The organism is Stenotrophomonas sp. 2619 (assembly GCF_040548725.1).
Taxonomy (GTDB): Bacteria; Pseudomonadota; Gammaproteobacteria; order Xanthomonadales; family Xanthomonadaceae; genus Stenotrophomonas; species Stenotrophomonas maltophilia_AP.
Map to the genome: position 1 here is coordinate 40,472 of NZ_JBEPSF010000003.1, position 19,243 is coordinate 59,714.

12 protein-coding genes are annotated in these 19,243 nt (G+C 66.7%); 6 read left to right on the top strand and 6 right to left on the bottom strand.

The genetic code is table 11. The features are described 5' to 3' along the window. The first annotated feature begins 303 nt into the window (after positions 1-303). A complete protein-coding gene (locus tag ABIA71_RS04570) occupies positions 304-1,458 on the top strand; it encodes a DUF6624 domain-containing protein (RefSeq protein WP_354283505.1) in 1,155 nt (384 codons plus the stop codon). Positions 1,459-1,559: 101 nt separating this feature from the next. Here ABIA71_RS04570 and ABIA71_RS04575 read toward each other — a convergent pair whose 3' ends face one another. Both ABIA71_RS04575 and acnA read right to left on the bottom strand, forming a co-directional pair. Next, a complete protein-coding gene (locus tag ABIA71_RS04575; protein WP_354283507.1) occupies positions 1,560-3,236 on the bottom strand; it encodes a long-chain fatty acid--CoA ligase in 1,677 nt (558 codons plus the stop codon). Between the two features lie 228 nt (positions 3,237-3,464). Then, the gene (gene acnA, locus ABIA71_RS04580) at positions 3,465-6,221 is read right to left on the bottom strand and encodes an aconitate hydratase AcnA (RefSeq protein ID WP_354283509.1); all 2,757 of its coding nucleotides are present in this window, start codon (positions 6,219-6,221) and stop codon (positions 3,465-3,467) included. Positions 6,222-6,598: 377 nt separating this feature from the next. Here acnA and ABIA71_RS04585 point away from each other — a divergent pair, with 377 nt between their 5' ends. The 5 genes from ABIA71_RS04585 (at position 6,599) to acnB (ending at position 13,863) form a co-directional block, all read left to right on the top strand. Then, the gene (locus ABIA71_RS04585; RefSeq protein ID WP_354283511.1) at positions 6,599-8,578 is read left to right on the top strand and encodes a DUF4034 domain-containing protein; all 1,980 of its coding nucleotides are present in this window, start codon (positions 6,599-6,601) and stop codon (positions 8,576-8,578) included. Continuing rightward, positions 8,568-10,490 (top strand): M48 family metallopeptidase, encoded by a 1,923-nt coding sequence (locus ABIA71_RS04590; protein ID WP_354283513.1) that lies wholly within the window; start codon positions 8,568-8,570, stop codon positions 10,488-10,490. Before ABIA71_RS04585 ends, ABIA71_RS04590 begins: the two co-directional genes overlap by 11 nt. 95 nt (positions 10,491-10,585) lie before the next feature. Next, positions 10,586-10,810 (top strand): AbrB/MazE/SpoVT family DNA-binding domain-containing protein, encoded by a 225-nt coding sequence (locus tag ABIA71_RS04595; RefSeq protein ID WP_354283515.1) that lies wholly within the window; start codon positions 10,586-10,588, stop codon positions 10,808-10,810. Between the two features lie 7 nt (positions 10,811-10,817). Next, positions 10,818-11,216, top strand: a complete 399-nt coding sequence (locus ABIA71_RS04600) for a type II toxin-antitoxin system VapC family toxin (RefSeq protein WP_121036709.1) — start codon at positions 10,818-10,820, stop codon at positions 11,214-11,216. A gap of 61 nt (positions 11,217-11,277) precedes the next feature. Continuing rightward, on the top strand, positions 11,278-13,863 hold the full coding sequence (acnB, locus tag ABIA71_RS04605) for a bifunctional aconitate hydratase 2/2-methylisocitrate dehydratase (protein WP_354283517.1): 2,586 nt from the start codon (positions 11,278-11,280) through the stop codon (positions 13,861-13,863). Between the two features lie 283 nt (positions 13,864-14,146). Here acnB and ABIA71_RS04610 read toward each other — a convergent pair whose 3' ends face one another. Genes ABIA71_RS04610 through ABIA71_RS04625 form a run of 4 tightly spaced genes read right to left on the bottom strand, consistent with a single transcriptional unit; the run spans position 14,147 to position 18,995 of the window. Continuing rightward, complete coding sequence (locus ABIA71_RS04610) at positions 14,147-15,217, bottom strand: protein-glutamate methylesterase/protein-glutamine glutaminase (RefSeq protein WP_354283519.1); 1,071 nt, start codon at positions 15,215-15,217, stop codon at positions 14,147-14,149. Beyond that, a complete protein-coding gene (gene cheD / locus ABIA71_RS04615) occupies positions 15,214-15,810 on the bottom strand; it encodes a chemoreceptor glutamine deamidase CheD (RefSeq protein WP_159496667.1) in 597 nt (198 codons plus the stop codon). Before cheD ends, ABIA71_RS04610 begins: the two co-directional genes overlap by 4 nt. Next, entirely contained in the window at positions 15,807-16,670 is an 864-nt protein-coding gene (locus ABIA71_RS04620; protein WP_128096848.1) for a CheR family methyltransferase, read from the bottom strand. The genes cheD and ABIA71_RS04620 overlap by 4 nt, the downstream gene beginning before the upstream one ends. A 54-nt stretch (positions 16,671-16,724) precedes the next feature. Continuing rightward, positions 16,725-18,995 carry a methyl-accepting chemotaxis protein gene (locus ABIA71_RS04625; RefSeq protein ID WP_354283522.1) on the bottom strand — a complete coding sequence of 757 codons (2,271 nt, stop codon included), beginning with the start codon at positions 18,993-18,995 and terminating at the stop codon, positions 16,725-16,727. Between the last annotated feature and the right edge of the window lie 248 nt (positions 18,996-19,243).

The window sequence follows — 19,243 nt, forward strand, 5'->3', positions numbered from 1 at the left end:
CATGCCGCGCTGACCCCCGCAAAGCCTTGCGGCGCGGGGCTCTGGCGCAGGCTGCGGGCTCCGGCCCGGCAGGTCCCGGGCTCTGGGTGGCGGCGTTCGGAATAGAACGAATCCTGACGGGGTGCATCGGGTCAGGGAGGAGGTGCGCGGGTCTGCCCCTCGCTGCCGGGGCCACTTGCCCGCCGCGTGCCGATCTGTAACTAATAGACCCTTCAGTGGTCGCGTTCTGCTGTCACGTGCGGCGGGTGCTTACGCCATTGCGTGGTTTCCTGGCGCGATGACAGGGGTTAAAGGGGGGGTGGAATGAAGGGAATTTACGTCGCAGGCGTTGGGCGCGTGACAACGTCAGCGGTCGTGTTTATCGCACTCCTGGTTGGAGCGACGACCGCGTCCTCTGCCGAACGCACTCTCGGGATTTCACGCGCGAAAGGTCCGGACCAGGACCTCGAGAGAAGCATCGCTGCCCAGGTGGCGGCTAGCACGGACCCCTTGTCCGCAACGGCACTGGCGCGCTTCAGGGACCTGCTTGAAACACGAGGCTGGCCCACGTTCGATGCGGTGGGAAGGGACGGCATCGACAATGCCGGCACACTGTTGCTCCGCGCATCGAACGATTTTGATTTCCAGCAGCAGCTGTTGCGGCTCCTGGATGATCGGGTGGGTATGGACATCGATCCGCTTGGCTACGCGCGGCTCTCCGATCACATCCAGATCCGGCACGATCAGACCCAGTCGTACGGAACACTCATGGGGCTGGTCGACGGCGGGATTGCGATCAGCCCGGTGCTGGATGGCATCGGTGGGGCACGATTCTTCCGTGATTTTTATGGCCTGCCATCTGTGGAGGAGCAGACCGCTTCAGCAAGGTCCGCGTACGCGGCCGGGCAAAGCCTTTCTGATATCAATGGTGATCCCCGGCTCTCGGCGGACTTCAAACCGTATACCCAGCCGGCAGTTCGTCGACGCCTGGGAGAGATGATCGCGGGCGACCAGGCCACTCGGGCCGGGCTTTCCACGGCGACGGGAGCCGCGCGCGAAAAGCTGCTGGCCGAGATGCGGGAAATTGACAGAAAAAATATCGGGGAGATAAAGAGAATCTTTGACGACGTGGGGTTTCCCGACGTCCGCATGGTGGGTCGGGACGGCGTATCTACTGCCTTCCTGCTGGTTCAACATGCAACCGATGATCCGGCGTTTCAGCGGCGCGCTCTGGAGCTTGCCAGGCCGTTGATGGACTCGCGTCAGATGTCCAGGCAACAGTTCGCCGCACTGACCGACCGCGTTCTGCTGGCCGAAGGCAAGCAGCAGTATTACGGCACCCAGGTTGAGATCGTGGCGGGAAAGGCGGTTGCAACATCCCTTTCCGACCCGGATGGCGTCGATTCGCGCAGGGCAAGCATGTCGATGGGCCCTCTGGCCGACTATCTGAAGATCCTGCAGGAGCGCTACGGGAAGTAGGCCGAGGCACGGTCGCAACGCCGCAGAATGTTCTGCCAGCAACGAAAACGCCCGCAAGGCAGTGCCTTGCGGGCGTTTGGTAGTGCGGTTGCTCCGCCCGCTTACGCCGCCGGCGTATCGCGCAGTTCGCGGCGCAGGATCTTGCCGACGTTGGTCTTCGGCAGTTCCTTGCGGAATTCCACGATCCGGGGGTGCTTGTAGCCGGTCAGGTTGGCCCGGGCGTGTTCCTTGACCATCTCGGCGGTCAGGTTCGGGTCCTTCTTGACGATGACCACCTTGACCACTTCACCCGACTTCTCGTCGGGCACGCCGACCGCGGCCACTTCGAGCACGCCGGGCATCATCGCGATGACGTCTTCGACCTCGTTGGGGTACACGTTGAAGCCGGACACCAGGATCATGTCCTTCTTGCGGTCGACGATGTAGAAGAAGCCGTGCTCGTCCATCCGCGCCATGTCGCCGGTGTGCAGCCAGCCGTCGGCGTCGATGGCCTGGGCGGTTTCTTCCGGCCGCTGCCAGTAGCCCTTCATCACCTGCGGGCCCTTGATGCACAGCTCGCCCACTTCGCCCGGGGTCAGGGTCTTGCCGTTGTCATCCTTGACGCAGGCATCGGTGGACGGGATCGGCAGGCCGATCGCACCGTTGTACTCGGCCAGGTTGAGCGGGTTGATGCAGGCCGCCGGCGAGGTCTCGGTGAGGCCATAGGCTTCCACCAGGGTCACCCCGGTGGCCTTCTTCCAGCGCTCGGCGACCGCGCGCTGCACGGCCATGCCGCCGCCCAGGGTGAACTTGACCGTGGAGAAGTCGATCTCGTCGAAGCCGGGCGTGTTGAGCAGGCCGTTGAACAGCGTGTTGACGCCGGTGATGGCGGTGAAGCGGGTGGCCTTGAGCTCCTTGACGAAGCCCTTCATGTCGCGCGGGTTGGTGATCAGGTGGTTGCAGCCACCGAACTTCATGAAGACCAGGCCGTTCGCCGTCAACGCGAAGATGTGGTACAGCGGCAGGGCGGTGATGATCACTTCCTTGCCCGGCTCGATGCCCGACGTGGACAGCCACGCCGAGGCCTGCTGCATGTTGGCGATCAGGTTGCGGTTGGTGAGCATGGCGCCCTTGGCCACGCCCGTGGTGCCGCCGGTGTACTGCAGGAAGGCGACATCCTCGTGGTCGATCTCGACCTTGGGCAGGGTGTGGCGGCTGCCCAGCTTGAGCGCCTGGTTGAAGCGCACCGCGCCGCGGATGCTGTAGTTGGGCACCATCTTCTTGATGTACTTCAGCACGAAGTTCACCAGCAGGCCCTTGGCGCCGAGCATGTCGCCCAGACCGGTGGTGATCACCTGCTTGATCGGCGTGTCGGCAATGACCTGCTGGACGGTGTCGCCGAAGTTGTCGACAACCACCAGCACCGCGGCGCCCGAATCCACCAGCTGGTGCTTGAGCTCGCGCGCGGTGTACAGCGGGTTGACGTTGACCACGGTGAGGCCGGCGCGCAGCACGCCGAAGGTGGCCACCGGGTACTGCAGGCAGTTGGGCATCATCAGGGCGACGCGATCGCCCTTTTTGAGCTGCAGCTCGCCGAGCAGGTAGGCAGCGAACTGCTCGACCAGCGCGTCGGTTTCACCGTAGGTGAGCTGCTTGCCGAAACTGGAGTAGGCGGGACGGTCGCGGTACTTGGCCACCGAGGTATCGAACACGGCAGAGACCGAAGCGAACTCGTTGACGTCGATCTCGGCGGGTACGCCGTTGGGATAGCTCTGCAGCCAGGGACGTTCCAGACTCATATTCCCCCTCCAGGAATCGTTGATGAAGTGTGTGCTGGCCCTGAGTATCCGCCAGTTCACGTCCGGCCAGCATACCGGGCCGGATGGAAAAGGCGAAGGGGGCGTGAAGGGGCGGCGATTCGCCGCAGGGGAGACGGCCGCGCAGGGCCACGGACAGAGGGGCCACGACCGTCGGTCGTGGCCCCTTCGCGGCAGCCCCGAGCAACGGTCGGGGCCTGCCGGCCGGGATCAGCCCTTGGCTGCCAGCTGGCGCAGCACGTACTGCAGCAGGCCGCCGTGCTTGAAGTACTCCACTTCCTTCGGCGTGAGCAGCATGACGTGGACCTCGAAGGTCTTCGCCGAGCCATCGGCCTTGGTCGCCGTCACCGTGGCCGTCTTGCTGGCGCCATCGTTCAAACCGGTGATGTCGATCGTTTCCGAGCCGTCCAGGCCCAGGCTCTGGGCGTTCTCGCCGGCCTTGAACTGCAGCGGCAGCACGCCCATGCCCACCAGGTTGGAGCGGTGGATGCGCTCGAAGCTCTCGGTGATCACGGCCTTGACGCCCAGCAGGTTGGTGCCCTTGGCGGCCCAGTCGCGCGACGAGCCGGTGCCGTACTCCTTGCCGGCGAACACCACCAGCGGTACGCCGTCGGCCTTGTACTTCATGGCCGCGTCGTAGATCGCCAGCTTTTGCGGTTCCCCGCCATCGGTGGGGAAGTACAGCGTGTTGCCGCCTTCCTCGCCGCCGAACATCAGGTTCTTGATGCGGATGTTGGCGAACGTACCGCGGACCATGACGTCATCGTTGCCGCGGCGGCTGCCGTAACTGTTGAAGTCGGCCGGTTGCACGCCGCGCTCCTGCAGGAAGCGGCCCGCCGGCGAGTCCTTCTTGATGTTGCCGGCCGGGGAGATGTGGTCGGTGGTGATCGAGTCGCCGAACAGGCCCATCACCCGCGCGCCATGCACGTCGTCGACGTGACCGACCTGCATGGTCATGCCGTCGAAATACGGCGGGTTCTTGATGTAGGTCGACGCGCCGTCCCATGCGTACAGGTCGCCATCCGGCGAGGCGATGGTGTTCCAGCGGGTGTCGCCCTTGAACACGTCGGCGTAGTTCTGCTTGAACATCTCCGGCCCGATGGTCGCGGCGATCACATCGCCGATTTCCTTGTTGCTCGGCCAGATGTCACGCAGGTAGACCGGGTTGCCGTCGCGGTCATTGCCCAGCGGTTCGGTGGTGAGGTCGATGTCGGTGGTACCGGCAATCGCGTAGGCCACCACCAGCGGCGGGCTGGCCAGGTAGTTCATTTTGACTTCCGGGTGCACGCGGCCCTCGAAGTTGCGGTTGCCCGACAACACCGAGGTCACCACCAGGTCGCCGGCGGCGATGCCGGCGCTTACTTCGGCCGGCAGCGGGCCGGAGTTGCCGATGCAGGTGGTGCAGCCGTAGCCGACCACATAGAAGCCGATCTTTTCCAGCTCGGTGAGCACACCGGCCTTTTCAAGGTAATCGGTGACCACGCGCGAGCCTGGGCCAAGCGAGGTCTTCACCCACGGCTTGCGGTCCAGGCCCTTGGCGGCCGCGTTGCGCGCCAGCAGGCCTGCGCCGATCATCACCGCCGGGTTGGAGGTGTTGGTGCACGAGGTGATCGCGGCGATCACCACCGCGCCATCCTTCAGGCGGAATGTCGTGCCGTCCAGTTCGACATCGCTGTAGCCCTTGGCCAGCTGTTCGTTGCCGACCGCCGCGCCGCCGCCTTCGTTGACGAAGTTGGACACATCCGCGTTGCGCTTGTCGCGGTTGGTGGTCAGGCCGACCAGGCTGTCGCGGTAGTTCTGCTTGACGTCTTCCAGCAGCACGCGGTCCTGCGGCCGCTTGGGGCCGGCCAGCGACGGCTTGACCGTGCCCATGTCCAGTTCCAGCGTGGCGCTGTAGCTGGCGTGCGCGGTCTGCGCGTCGTGCCACAGGCCCTGCGCCTTGGCGTAGGCCTCGACCAGCGCGATCTGCTCTTGGCTGCGACCGGACAGGCGCAGGTAGTTCAGCGATTCTTCGTCGATCGGGAAGATGCCGCAGGTGGCGCCGTATTCCGGGGCCATGTTGCCGATCGTGGCGCGGTCGGCCAGCGGCAGGTGCTGCAGGCCTTCGCCGAAGAACTCGACGAACTTGCCGACCACGCCATGCTTGCGCAGCTGCTGGGTGACGGTGAGCACCAGGTCGGTGGCGGTGGCGCCCTCGGGCAGCTTGCCGGTGAGCTTGAAGCCCACCACCTGCGGGATCAGCATCGAGGAGGGCTGGCCGAGCATGGCCGCCTCGGCTTCGATGCCGCCCACGCCCCAGCCGAGCACGCCGATGCCGTTGATCATGGTGGTATGGCTGTCGGTGCCGAACACGGTGTCGGGGTAGGCCACCGGCGTACCGTCCTTGTCGGCGGTCATCACCACGCGCGCCAGGTTCTCCAGGTTCACCTGGTGGACGATGCCGGTGTTGGGCGGCACCACCTTGAAGTTGTCGAACGCCTTCTGGCCCCAGCGCAGGAAGCCGTAGCGCTCCATGTTGCGCTGGAACTCGATCTTGCCGTTGAGGTCCAGCGCGTCGGGCGTGCCGAACACGTCCACCTGCACCGAATGGTCGATCACCAGTTCCGACGGGATCTGCGGATTGATCTGTTCCGGGCGGCCGCCCAGCTTGACCACCGCGTCGCGCATCGCAGCCAGGTCGACCACGCACGGCACGCCGGTGAAATCCTGCAGGACCACGCGCGCAGGCATGAACGCAATTTCAATGTCCGGCTCGGCGGTCGGGTTCCAGCGGGCCACCGCCTCGATGTGGTCGCGGCCGACCGTGGCGCCGCCGTCCTCGTGCCGGAGCAGGTTCTCCAGCAGAATCTTCATGGAGTAGGGCAGGCGGGAGATGTCGAACTGCTGTCCGAGCTTGGGCAGGCTGAAGTAGTCGTAGGTCGTGCCGCCGACGTCCAGCTGGCTGCGGGTGGAGAACGAATCGCTCATGCGGGTGACTCCTCTTGCGGATGGCTTGCGTTGGCCCGCCCGAGGCAGGCCTGCTTGCGTTTGCCGGGGTATGCCGGCCCCCGGGATCCCCGCCAGTATGGCGGAGACAGGGCCGGATCAACGCCCTTGGCGCAGGACGCAAGGTTACATGGCTGTGTGTAGTGCCTGTGTCACGGTTCCCATCCCCGGCAATGACGTTGCAACTTATTGCATGGCGCTGGCCGGGCGGGCTGCACAGAGTGCTCGGTTGATACCGACAAGGCCAAGCAGATGACCGTTGAACGTCCGATACCCCCCATGAGCGTCCGGAACTGGTCGACGCCGTCAGCGCCCGTGCCACGGCCCGCAGGCTGCTCCTGGCGGGCGACAGCGAGGCATTGGAGCTGCTGCTTGCGGCACGTGATGACCTGGGCAGTCGCCGTACTGGAATGGGTTCCGCGCAGTGGCTGCTGCAGCAGCTGGTCGCACCGTGGCTGGAGCATGCCGCGCTGATGCAGACATTGCGGGCATGGGCTGCGCGAAGCCCGCGCAGCTACCATGCGTGGCTCGCCCTGGGCATCGCCTGGGAAGCGGCGGCCGCACGCATCCGATCCGGCCAGTGTGCGGACCGGGTCAGCCGCGCGCAGTGGATCGGGGCAGGCATGGCCAGCGAGCAGGCGGTGGCCTGCCTGTTGCAGGCGCTGGAGTGCAACCCGCAGGGGCGCATGGCGTGGCACCGGTTGCTGCGGGCGACCTGCTATCTCGGCGAGCCGGAGTGGCTGCTGGCGCAGCAGGCCGGCGCAGCACCCGATGACTGCTCCGCCGCCGGGGAGCACGATGATGCAATGTGGCAGGCGGGCCTGGCGCATGTGGCCGCCCTTGGTGGGCCGCTGCAGCAGATTCCCAGCCTGCCGGCCTGCCTGGCGCCTCGGCTGCCGCATGAGTTCGAGGACGGCAAGATCTACTGGTTGCGTCAGGCGTTGGCGGTGAGTCCCGATGACCTGGACCTGCTCTGCGACTATCTCTACTTTCTCTATCCGCGCTGGGGTGGCAGCCACGAGCAGATGCAGGGCTTCATCGATGGGCCGATCTGCAGTGGGCTGACCGAGGCGCAGCGCAATCACCTCCGCGAGCTCAAGGAGAACGACTGGATCGGGATGCTTGAGGACAGCGAAGATGCCGACGACATTGCCCAGGTGCAGGAATGCCTCGACGCGCTGCTGACCACCACGCTGCTGCCGGTCACGCGTGCACGTGTGCTGCGCGCCTACACCCGGCACCTGGCCTGTCTGGCGCGCACGGAGGTGGACAGTGTCGTGCGTTGGGATCCGGTGATGATGCAGCGCGTCTACACGATGCTGGTGCAGATGTTCGAGCTCATGCCGTACCGGTTTGCGGAATGGAGTCTATATACGTTGCAGCAATGCACGGCTGACGCCGGGATTCCTGACAGCGCCGATCTCATGGGCCGCTGCCTGAGACTTGAAGAGCTGCTGCACAACGATGCGAGCGCATTGCTGTGGCTCGACGTTGCGCGTCCGGCCGGCCTTGCCGGTCTTGAGGGGGATGCGCCGGCAGCGGCGGGGTGCCGCGAGGAGCGTTTTAGCCTGGCCCTGAGGATGGCGGATGTCGAGCACCTCTATGTGGGCCAGCATGCGCTCAATCTGTACGACACCAATTCGGACGCTGGCATCGCGCTGTTCGAACGCCTGGTCGCGCGCGGGCATGCGGACGCGATGCTGTCCTACTCCGAGGTGATATCAACTACCGCAGCGCCTTCCCGATGTGGCCGTGCTGCGCCGGATCCGACGCGCAGCGCAGCATTGCTGGAGCAGGCCGCCGCTGCAGATCACCCCATTGCACTGTGCCACTGGGCATGCAGGCGTGCCGGTGTATTCGACGAAAGCGGCAGCCCTGAGGCGCGCCTCGATGCGCTGCGGTGCTATCGGCGGGTCCATGACGTTGCCGGGCCGCATCATCGGGCGTGGCCGTTCGCGATGAAGAATCTTGTACAGCTGCTGTGGGATGGAACGGCCGAGGAGCGTTGGGAGGCCGTGCATGAGGTGCTGCCGCGGATCTGGCTTCAGGATGACATCGCGCTGGAAGCGTGGGCGTCCAGGCACCTGGCCAATGCATTCCTGGTCGGAGTGGGCGTCGATTGCAACCGTTGGCTGGCCAGCGTCTGGCTGGAGCGTGCCGAAGAACGCGAACCAGATGACCCAGGGGTCGCAGAGCTGCGTTATCGGCTGCAGATGAAGGGCTACTGGCTAGGCCAGCTGCGTTGGCGGCGCGCGATTGCGCGCGACCGCCTACGGGTCGTCCCCGCAGCGCATGCCCTGACGTTCGGCGCCCCGCCGCAGGCCGCCAATGTCGGCTGATCGTCCAGCGGCCGCGACTGCAGCTCGCTACTGTCTGGACGCCGCAGGCGGTCTGCTTGCCGGCAGCGGTGCGGCCGCGGTGCTGGCGTTGCCGCTCGCGGTGATCCTTGCCGCGCCACTGGTTGGCGTGCTGGTACTCGCGTGGTACTGGGGTGGACGCCAGCCTTGGCTGCTCGTTCTGCTGGCGCCGGCAACCGCGGTTGCCGCCGTTCACCTATGCCGCGCTGGACGGATGCTGGCCACCTGGCGGCCGGCGCCGGACGCGGCTGCTGCATGGCCTGTCGTGGAACGGGCCGATGCACCCGCGCTGTTCGCCGAAGTGGATGCAGTGGCCGGCAGGATGGAGGTGCCGACGGTCGACCAGATCTGGTTTCATGACGCGTGCAATGCCTCCATTCAGGTGACGCGCCGCTGGATGCCGGGCGACACATCGGCAGCGGTGTTGAAACTGGGCTTCCCGCTGATGGCGGCGCTTTCGCCTGCACAACTGCGGGCCGTTCTGGCGCATGAGCTGGGGCATGTCGGGGGGATGCGGGCCGTAGTGGATACCGTTCTGGCGAGGTTGCTGGCGATCACCTCGGGCAACATTCCGGGTACTTCCCACACGCAGTACGCTCGAGGGGTGTGGGCCGTGGTTGCCTGGGTGGGCCGTGTGTGTGGCCCCACGGCGGAACGCGGATGGCGGCGTCTGGCGCACAGTTGCGAGTACCGGTCCGACCGTGCGGCAGCCCGCTGTTGCGGTCCGGCGTTGATGGCCGAAACATTGGCCGTGATCGGCCTGGCCAAGTACACCCTGTCCACGCGCTGGTGGCCCGTGTTCTTTCCGGCTACCGGCACCGGTGCTGCACCTGCCGCCGCGCCCTTTGGCCGTTTACTGGCGGACGGTCCGGAGTGGCCTGGGCGGGGAGAGCAGCAGTACTGGCTTGACGAGGCCTTGTTGTGCAGCGTCGTGCCCTCGACTACACATCCGCTCTTGAGCGATCGGATCCAGCTGCTGCTGGGAGATTGCACACCGGCATTGGAGCCGGTGGATCAGGCCGGCTCGGCGCTCTCAACGCTGGTGCCGTTGGCTGTTGCCACCTCGCTGGCCGATACCCTGGATCACCGGTGGCCGCAGGATGCCGCCGACGCGTGGGATGGACACGTGGCCCGTTGCGAGCGGCTGCGGCGGGAGAGGGACCAGTTGCTCTGCCGTCGGGTCACCCAGGCATTGCCTGCCCACGCGGTGGAGCGGCTGGCCTGGCTCCAGAGGGAGTTGGGCGAGGCGGAATGGCGTGCCACGGTAGAGGAGGCGCTGGCGTCTGGCACGCCGGACCTGACCCTGGCGATGTCGATGGCCGTCGAGGATGCAATCGAGACAGGCGACACCGCAGTGGCCCAGCGTTTGCTGGATCAGTGCAGGGGCCATTCGGACATGGGCCGCCGTTGCCACCGTTGGCAACTGCGGCTGCTGCATGCCCGCGGTGCAGATCCTGCGGCACTCCGGCCCCTGCGGCTTACCATCGCGGCCGACGCAGTAGCCGCCTACGCCGACGCCGAAGAGTGGGAGAGCGTGGCACCCGCCGCCACGTTCGTGCCGTTCGCATTCCCCGATCATGTGCGGGATGACTTCGTTCGTGCTCTCCAGCGGGTACTCGCGGTGGCGCGGTCGGTAAGTCTGCTGCGGCAGCAGTCGAAGCGGTGCACTGAACGGCATAGGCTCGTCGTGGTGGTCGTACCGGATGCTCGGTGGCAGGAAACCTTGCTGCACCGCTTGCGGATCTGCGACAGCCACCAGCGCCTCCGCTGCGTGCACCTGCTGGAGGCGGTATCGATGCCCGCGGGGCTCGAATGGATGGGAACGGTTCAGATGCCTGACAGCCGGCTTGCCGGGCGCGTGGCGCGCGGGAAGGCCTTTTCCCTCACGCTGTGATCTGCATCGCACGGGGTGTTGAGACACGCTGTCGGGCGCTGGCGGTATGCGGGGTCAGGTATGTATAATTCGTACATACCGAAGAGGGCCTACCCATGGAAGCTACTGTTGCTGAACGCGGACAGATCACGCTGCCCAAGGCCGTGCGCGATGCCCTTGGGCTGACCAAGGGCACCCAGCTCACCGTGGAGCTGGAAGGAGGCCGGATCATCCTGCGCAAGAGCGTGGACGATGCGATCTCGCGTGCCCGCGGCAAATTCGCACTGGACGGGTTCGAGTCGTCCGCGGCTGCTGTGAAGGCCGTCCGTGACGAAGACTGAGCCCGCGATGATCGCCGTCGATTCACCGGTGTTGATCGAACTGCTCAGCAACGGCCCGCAGGCCGATGCGGTCGAGGCCTGCCTGCGCCAGAGCCTGGTCGGCGGCCGCGTAGTGGTCTGCGGCGCGACCCTGGCCGAGCTCTGCGCCTCGCTGCGCGGCGGCGCCGAGGTGCTGGAAGCACTGGAAGAAATGGGCGTCCACTTCAACGCGCTGGAGGCCAAATCCGCCCTGCGCGCTGGCGAGATGCAGCGCCGCCACCGGCAGCGCGGCCAAGGCCGACGCAGCCTCGACGACTTCATGGTGGGGGCCCACGCGCTGCTGCAGTGCGATGGCCTGATCACCTGGAACGATACGTTTTACCGCGACTACTTCAAGGGCCTGAAGCTGATCGTGCCGCACGCTTGAGCCCAGTTATTCCACCGCTGTATTCAATCGCAGTCTTTTCAAAGAAATCCCGGGAGTTGTCATGTTGGAAGCCTACCGCCACCACGTAGCCGAGCGCGCCGCGCTTGGCATCCCGCCGCTGCCGCTGAACGCCCAGCAGACGGCCGACGTCATCGAACTGCTGAAGAACCCGCCCGCCGGCGAAGCCGAGTTCCTGCTGGAATTGCTGACCCACCGCGTGCCGGCCGGCGTGGATGACGCCGCCAAGGTCAAGGCCTCGTACCTGGCCGCGATCGCCCTGGGCAGCGAGACCAACGCGCTGATCAGCCGCGAGCGCGCCACCGAACTGCTGGGCACCATGCTCGGCGGTTACAACGTCGCCCCGCTGGTGCAGCTGCTGGATGACGCCGTGGTCGGCGCCATCGCCGCCGACGCGCTGAAGAAGACCCTGCTGGTCTTCGACGCCTTCCACGACGTGCAGGAAAAGGCCAAGGCCGGCAATGCCAACGCCCAGGGCGTGCTGCAGAGCTGGGCCGACGCGGAGTGGTTCACCAGCCGCCCGCAGGTGCCCGAAAGCCTGACCATCACCGTGCTCAAGGTGACCGGCGAAACCAACACCGACGACCTGTCGCCGGCCCCGGACGCCACCACCCGCCCGGACATCCCGCTGCACGCCCTGGCGATGCTGAAGAACAAGCGTGATGGCATCGAGCCGGAAGAAGACGGCAAGCGCGGCCCGGTCAAGTTCATCGAATCGCTGAAGGACAAGGGCCACCTGGTGGCCTACGTGGGCGACGTGGTCGGTACCGGTTCGAGCCGCAAGTCGGCCACCAACTCGGTGCTGTGGTTCACCGGCGAAGATATTCCGTTCATCCCGAACAAGCGCTTCGGCGGCGTGTGCCTGGGGTCCAAGATCGCCCCGATCTTCTACAACACCATGGAAGACGCCGGCGCGCTGCCGATCGAACTCGACGTGTCGCAGATGAACATGGGCGATGTGATCGAGCTGCGCCCGTACGACGGCAAGGCGCTGAAGGACGGCGCGGTGATCGCCGAGTTCAAGGTCAAGTCCGACGTGCTGTTCGACGAAGTGCGCGCCGGTGGCCGCATTCCGCTGATCATCGGCCGTGGCCTGACCGCCAAGGCACGTGAAGCGCTGGGCCTGGCTCCGACCGATCTGTTCCGCCTGCCGATGGACCCGCCGGATACCGGCAAGGGCTTCTCGCTGGCGCAGAAGATGGTTGGCCGCGCCTGTGGCCTGCCGGAAGGCCAGGGCATGCGCCCGGGCACCTACTGCGAACCGAAGATGACCTCGGTGGGCTCGCAGGACACCACCGGCCCGATGACCCGCGACGAGCTGAAGGACCTGGCCTGCCTGGGCTTCTCGGCCGACCTGGTGATGCAGTCGTTCTGCCACACCGCCGCGTACCCGAAGCCGGTGGACGTCAAGACCCACCACACGCTGCCGGAGTTCATCTCCACCCGTGGCGGCATCTCGCTGCGCCCGGGCGACGGCGTGATCCACAGCTGGCTCAACCGCATGCTGCTGCCCGACACCGTCGGCACCGGCGGCGACTCGCACACCCGTTTCCCGGTGGGCATTTCGTTCCCGGCCGGCTCGGGCCTGGTCGCCTTCGCGGCCGCCACCGGCGTGATGCCGCTGGACATGCCTGAATCGGTGCTGGTGCGCTTCAAGGGCAAGATGCAGCCGGGCGTGACCCTGCGTGACCTGGTCAACGCGATCCCGCTGTACGCGATCAAGTCCGGTCTGCTGACCGTGGCCAAGGCCGGCAAGAAGAACATCTTCTCCGGTCGCATCCTGGAAATCGAAGGTCTGCCGGAGCTGAAGGTCGAGCAGGCGTTCGAACTGTCCGATGCCTCGGCCGAACGTTCGGCTGCCGGTTGCTCGGTGCACCTGAACAAGGAGCCGATCATCGAGTACCTCAACAGCAATATCACGCTGCTGAAGTGGATGATCGCCGAGGGTTACCAGGACGCCCGTTCGCTGGCGCGTCGCATCGAGAAAATGGAAGCGTGGCTGGCCAACCCGGAGCTGCTGGCCCCGGATGCCGACGCCGAGTACGCCGCCGTCATCGAGATCGACCTGGCCGACATCCACGAGCCGATCGTGGCCTGCCCGAACGATCCGGACGACGTCAAGACGCTGTCCGACGTGGCCGGCGCGGCCATCGATGAAGTCTTCATCGGTTCGTGCATGACCAACATCGGTCACTTCCGTGCGGCGGCCAAGCTGCTGGAAGGCAAGCGCGACATCCCGACCAAGCTGTGGGTGGCCCCGCCGACCAAGATGGATGCCTCCGAGCTGACCAAGGAAGGCCATTACGGCACCTTCGGCACCGCCGGCGCACGCATGGAAATGCCGGGCTGCTCGCTGTGCATGGGTAACCAGGCACAGGTGCGCGAGGGCGCGACGGTGTTCTCGACCTCGACCCGCAACTTCCCGAACCGTCTGGGCCGCAACTCCAACGTGTACCTGGGGTCGGCCGAACTGGCCGCGATCTGCTCGCGTCTGGGTCGCATCCCGACCAAGGAAGAGTACATGGCCGACATCGGCGTGCTGGATGCCAGCAGCAAGGACATCTACCGCTACATGAACTTCGACCAGATCGAGGATTATCAGGACGTGGCCAAGACGGTAGCTGCCTGATGCGGTGCTGGCCGATGGCCGGCACCCGGTAACCATCGACCGTTGGTGGATGGGCTGAAAACAGAAAACCCCCGGCGCACGCCGGGGGTTTTTTCGTTGTGATGGGTGGCTTCCGTCGCGCCGGGCTCTGCCCGGCAGGGGGGAACGCGCGAAAGGCGGCCGGGCAGAGCCCGGCGCTACGTGATTTGGGCGGCCGGCAGAGCGCGGCGCTACGTGATTCGGGCAGCCGGGCAGAGCCCGGCGCTACGTGATTCGGGCGGCCGGGCAGAGCCCGGCGATACGGTTATGCGCGGGCCATGGCCATCAGACGTTCGGCGATGCGTTCCAGCGGGACCATTTCTTCGGTGGCACCGAGCTTGTACGCCGCGCCGGGCATGCCCCAGACCACGCTGGTGGCTTCGTCCTGCACCAGGGTGGGGGCGCCGGCGTTGCGCAGTTCCAGCAGGCCGCGCGCGCCGTCGTCGCCCATGCCGGTGAGGATCGCGCCGATCGCATTGGCGCCGGCGCTTTCGGCCACCGAGCGGAACAGCACGTCCACCGCCGGCTTGTGCCGGTTCACCGCCGGGCCGTCGTCCACGCGGCAACGCCAGCGCGCACCGTCGCGGATGATGCGCAGGTGTTTGCCGCCGGGCGGCAGGTAGGCGTGGCCGGGCAGTACCGCTTCGCCGTCGCTGGCTTCACGCACGGACATCGCCGAATGGCGGTCCAGGCGTTCGGCGAACGGGGTGCTGAAGGTGGCAGGCAGGTGCTGGGTCATCACCACCGCCGGCGCATCGGCCGGCATGCCTTCCAGCACCACGCGCAGCGCTTCGGTGCCACCGGCCGAGGCGCCGATGGCGATCAGGCGGTCGGTGGTGCGGAACTGGATCGCGCGCGGCGCGGCGGCCGGGGCCACCGCATCCAGGGTGATGCGCGGGATGCTGGGGCGGGCGAGGGTACGCACGCGCGAGCGCGCGGCCATCTTGACCTTGCCGATGATCTCTTCGGCATAGGCCTGCAGCCCGCGGGCGACGTCGAATTTCGGCTTGGACACGAAATCCACCGCACCCAGCGCCAGCGCCTGCAGGGTGGTGTCGGCGCCACGTTCGGTCAGCGAGGAGATCATCACCACCGGCAGCGGGTGCAGCCGCATCAGGTTTTCCAGGAACGCCAGGCCGTCCATGCGCGGCATTTCCACGTCCAGGGTGATCACGTCCGGGGCCAGGCGCTTGATTTTCTCGCGCGCCAGCAACGGGTCGGCGGCAGTGCCGACGACTTCGATATCGCGATCGCTGGCGAGGATTTCGCTGAGCATCTGCCGTACCACGGCGGAGTCGTCGACGATCAGCACGCGACAGGGGCCGGTCTGGGTCATTCGAACAGCTCCACGCCGCCGGTGACCGGGGCCTTGGACAGGCGGGCGCGCACGGCCGATTCGGTAGCGGCCACTTCGGCTTCGTGGGCGTGTGGCAGGCGCTGCACGACGACGCGGCCGGTATCGGCGAAGAACCACACCTTGCGCGGATGGATGCCGCACAGGTCCTCGGCCAGCACCGGGATGTGCTCGGCCTGCAGGTACTGGCGCACGAACTCGGCGTTGCGCGTGCCCACCGGGTTGCTGGTGAAGCCCTTGAGCACGTTGGCACCGCCGAACACCTTCGCTTCCAGGCGCTTGCGGTGTGCGCCGCGCTTGAGCAGGTCGTTGATCAGCAGTTCCATGGCATAGCTGCCGTAACGCGCGGGCGCGCCGTCGCCGACGTTGCCTTCGGGCAGCAGGAAGTGGTTCATGCCGCCGATCTTCAGCACCGGGTCGCGCAGGCAGGCGGCCACGCACGAACCCAGCGTGGTGGTCAGCGCGGTGTCGTCGTCCACCACCAGGTACTGGGTGGGCAGCAGCTTGGCGGCGGTCACCTTGAAGCGGCTGTCGAAGTAGCGCATCACATCGTCGGTGCGGACCACGGCGTTCATGCCGGGGCTCCGGGGGCACGCTTGTACAGGGTGCGCCCGCACGGCTGGATCAGGTCGGCGGCGTGCAGGTAGTTCTCCGAATGGCCGGTGTAGAGCAGGCCGTCATCGCCCATGTGCTGGATCAGCCGCGACAGGATGCCGCGCTGGGTGGGCTTGTCGAAATAGATCATCACGTTGCGGCAGAACAGGGCATCGAACGGACCGCCGACGTCGTAGCGGTTGCTGAGCAGGTTGAGCGGGCGGAAGTCGATCAGGTCGCGCAGGGCCGGGTTGACCCGGCAGCTGCCTTCGTTGGGGCCGCTGCCACGCTGGAAATAGCGCTTCTTGATCGCCGGGTCCAGCCCGGACACACGGTCGATGGCGTACACGCCGCGGCTGGCGGTGGCCAGCACCTGGGTGTCCACGTCGGTGGCCAGGATCCGTACCGGCGGCTTGAGCGTGCCGAACGCTTCGCAGGCGGTGATGGCCATGGAGTAGGGCTCTTCACCGGTGGAGGCCGCGCACGACCACAGCTGCAGGGTGCCGTGGCCGGCCCGCGCGCGCAGTTCGGTGTCGAGCTTTTCGAAGTGGTGCGGTTCGCGGAAGAACGCGGTGAGGTTGGTGGTCAGTGCGTTGGTGAACGCCTGCCACTCGTCGCCGCCGTCGCGTTCGAGCTGGTCCAGGTAGTCGTGGAAGTTGCGCAGGCCCAGCGCCCGCAGGCGCCGCGACAGGCGGCCGTAGACCATGTCGCGCTTGGCCGGTGCCAGCGAGATGCCGACACGCTGGTAGATCAGGTCGCAGACGCGGCGGAAATCACGATCGGCGAACTCGAATTCGCGGCCGTTCTGGGCGGTGGTGGCAGGGGCAGAAGGCGTGGACACGGGCGGACTCGAAGGAGGGTGGGGAGGCGGCGGCCGGGTGGCCGCCGCGGAGGCTCAGAACTCTTGCCAGTTGCCGTCGTCGGGCGTGGTGCGTGGCGCGCGCGGGGCGGGCGCGGCACGTACCGGGCTGGTCGCGGCCGGGCGGGCGGCAGGCCGGGCCGGGCCGGGCACCACCACACGCGCGGTGACCGCGCTGACGGCAGCGGCCACGTGGTTGTCCAGGCGGAAGATGGCCACGGCGTCGGACAGCTGGCCGGCCTGTTCTTCCATGGCACGCGCGGCGGCGGTGGCTTCTTCCACCAGTGCGGCGTTCTGCTGGGTGGTTTCGTCCATCTGCACCACGGTCTGGTTGACCTGGTCGATGCCGGCCGACTGTTCCTGCGAGGCGGCAGAGATCTCGGCCATGATGTCGGTCACGCGCTGCACCGAGGCGACGATTTCGCCCATGGTGGTGCCGGCCTTGCGCACCAGCGCCGAGCCGTCGGCCACGCTGGCCACCGAGTCGTCGATCAGGCCCTTGATCTCCTTGGCGGCCCCGGCCGAACGCTGGGCCAGGGTGCGTACTTCGGAGGCGACCACGGCAAAACCGCGGCCCTGTTCGCCCGCGCGCGCCGCTTCCACCGCAGCGTTCAGCGCCAGGATGTTGGTCTGGAAGGCGATCCCGTCGATGACCGAGATGATCTCGGCGATGCGCCTGGAGCTGGCTTCGATCGCGCTCATGGTGGTGACCACCTGGCCGACGACCTCGCCCCCCTGGCTGGCCACGCCGTGCGCGCCGATGGCCAGCTGGTTGGCCTGGCGGGCATGCTCGGCGTTCTGCCGCACGGTGGAGGTCAGTTCCTCCATCGAGGCGGCGGTTTCTTCCAGGTTGGCGGCCTGCTGTTCGGTGCGGCGCGACAGGTCGCTGTTGCCGCTGGCGATCTCGCCGGCCGCCTGGTTGATGCTGCCCGCCGCGGCCTGGATCTGGCCCACGATCTGGGTGAGCTGGGCGACCGTGGCGTTGGCATCGTCGCGCATGCTGGCGAACACGCCCTGGAAGTCGCCGTGCATGCGCACGGTGAGGTCGCCCTCGGCGATACCCGAGAGCAGCTGCGAGAGTTTGCCCAGGTTGTCGTCGCTGACCTGCATCATCGCGTTGAGGTTGGCGATCATCAGGCGGAAGTCGTGGTCGAAGCCGGCGGTGTCGCCGCGCTGGCTGAAATCACCGGCTGCCGCGGCCGCGCCCAGGCGCTTGATCTCGGCATTGATGCTGGCCAGGTTCTGCTTGACCGAATCGACGGTGTCGGTGATGGCGGCCTTCTCGCCCGGGTAGCGCGCGATCTCGGCGGACAGGTCGCCCACCGCGTAGCGCTGCACCACCTGCAGGACGCTCTGCATGGTCTGCACGTGCGCGCCGACCAGGGTGTTGGTTTCGTGCACCATCAGCCCGTACTCGCCGGGGAAGGCGCTTTCGTCCATGCGGTAGCTGGTCTGGCCGGCGTCATGGCGGTTGGCCATCTCGCGCTGGCCGCTGATCACCGCGTGCAGCTGCTGCTGCATGCGCGCCATGCTTTCCAGCAGACGGCCGGGTTCGTCGTGGGCCTGGGCACCGATGCGGCTGTCGAGCTTGCCGGCGGCGATGCTCTCGGCCACCTGGGTGGCCTGGCGCAGCGGCAGGGTGATGCGGTTGCCGATCAGCCAGCTCAGCGCCAGCACGATCAGCACCACGGCGCCGCCGCTGGCGGTCATGATGGCGGTGAATACCAGCGCCTGCTGCTGTACGTCTTCCATGTACACGCCGCTGCTGATCACCCACTGCCACGGCTTGTACAGGCCGGCGTAGGACGACTTGTCGTACAGGCCCTCGGCGCCGGCCTTGGCCCACTTGTAGGACACCACGCCGCCGCCCTGGCGCGCGACCTGGACCAGGTCGTGGAACAGCTGCACGCCGTCCTCGGAGCGGAATGCCTGCATGTCCTTGCCGATGAGGTCCTTGCGGAACGGATGCATCAGCACGCGGTACTGGGTGTCGTAGACGCTGTAGTAGTAGGCGTCGCTGTCGGCGCGCATGCGCTCGAGGGCTTCCAGCGCGGCGGCCTTGGCGGCCGGTTCGGTCAGCTCGCCGGTCTCGGCCAGGCGGTGGTAGTGGTCCAGGATGCCGTAGGTCAGTTCGACCTGGATCTTCAGGCTGTCCTTGCGGGTATCGGTGAGGTCCAGGTACTGCATGCGCGCAGCGATCACGGCCAGGGCGATGACGCCGACGGCGATGAGGGCAGTGAGCAGGTTGAGCTTGCGCCTGACGGACAGGTTGGAGAAATACTGGTTCCAGCGGCTGATCAGATTCATGGGCAGGGCATCTTTGGTCGACGAACGTGTCGCGGCAATGCTGTTATCGGCCAAAGGCAGCGGCTATTGAGGGCAGGTGACTGAGCGTATTCAGGTTCACGCAGCCCACGGCGGGGGTAGAGCCACCCCATGGGTGGCTGCACGGGGTGCCGAAGGGGTAGAGCCGACCGTTGGTCGGCTGCACGCAATGGCGCAGATGGGTAGAGCCACCCCATGGGTGGCTGCACGCGGCACCCGAAGGTACGCAG

Bases quoted from the DNA above. Each gene is read 5' to 3' on its own strand.
- ABIA71_RS04570 (WP_354283505.1), top strand. From the start codon at position 304: ATGAAGGGAATTTACGTCGCAGGCGTTGGGCGCGTGACAACGTCAGCG.
- ABIA71_RS04575 (WP_354283507.1), bottom strand. From the start codon at position 3,236: ATGAGTCTGGAACGTCCCTGGCTGCAGAGCTATCCCAACGGCGTACCC.
- acnA (WP_354283509.1), bottom strand. From the start codon at position 6,221: ATGAGCGATTCGTTCTCCACCCGCAGCCAGCTGGACGTCGGCGGCACG.
- ABIA71_RS04590 (WP_354283513.1), top strand. From the start codon at position 8,568: ATGTCGGCTGATCGTCCAGCGGCCGCGACTGCAGCTCGCTACTGTCTG.
- ABIA71_RS04595 (WP_354283515.1), top strand. From the start codon at position 10,586: ATGGAAGCTACTGTTGCTGAACGCGGACAGATCACGCTGCCCAAGGCC.
- ABIA71_RS04600 (WP_121036709.1), top strand. From the start codon at position 10,818: ATGATCGCCGTCGATTCACCGGTGTTGATCGAACTGCTCAGCAACGGC.
- acnB (WP_354283517.1), top strand. From the start codon at position 11,278: ATGTTGGAAGCCTACCGCCACCACGTAGCCGAGCGCGCCGCGCTTGGC.
- ABIA71_RS04610 (WP_354283519.1), bottom strand. From the start codon at position 15,217: ATGACCCAGACCGGCCCCTGTCGCGTGCTGATCGTCGACGACTCCGCC.
- cheD (WP_159496667.1), bottom strand. From the start codon at position 15,810: ATGAACGCCGTGGTCCGCACCGACGATGTGATGCGCTACTTCGACAGC.
- ABIA71_RS04625 (WP_354283522.1), bottom strand. From the start codon at position 18,995: ATGAATCTGATCAGCCGCTGGAACCAGTATTTCTCCAACCTGTCCGTC.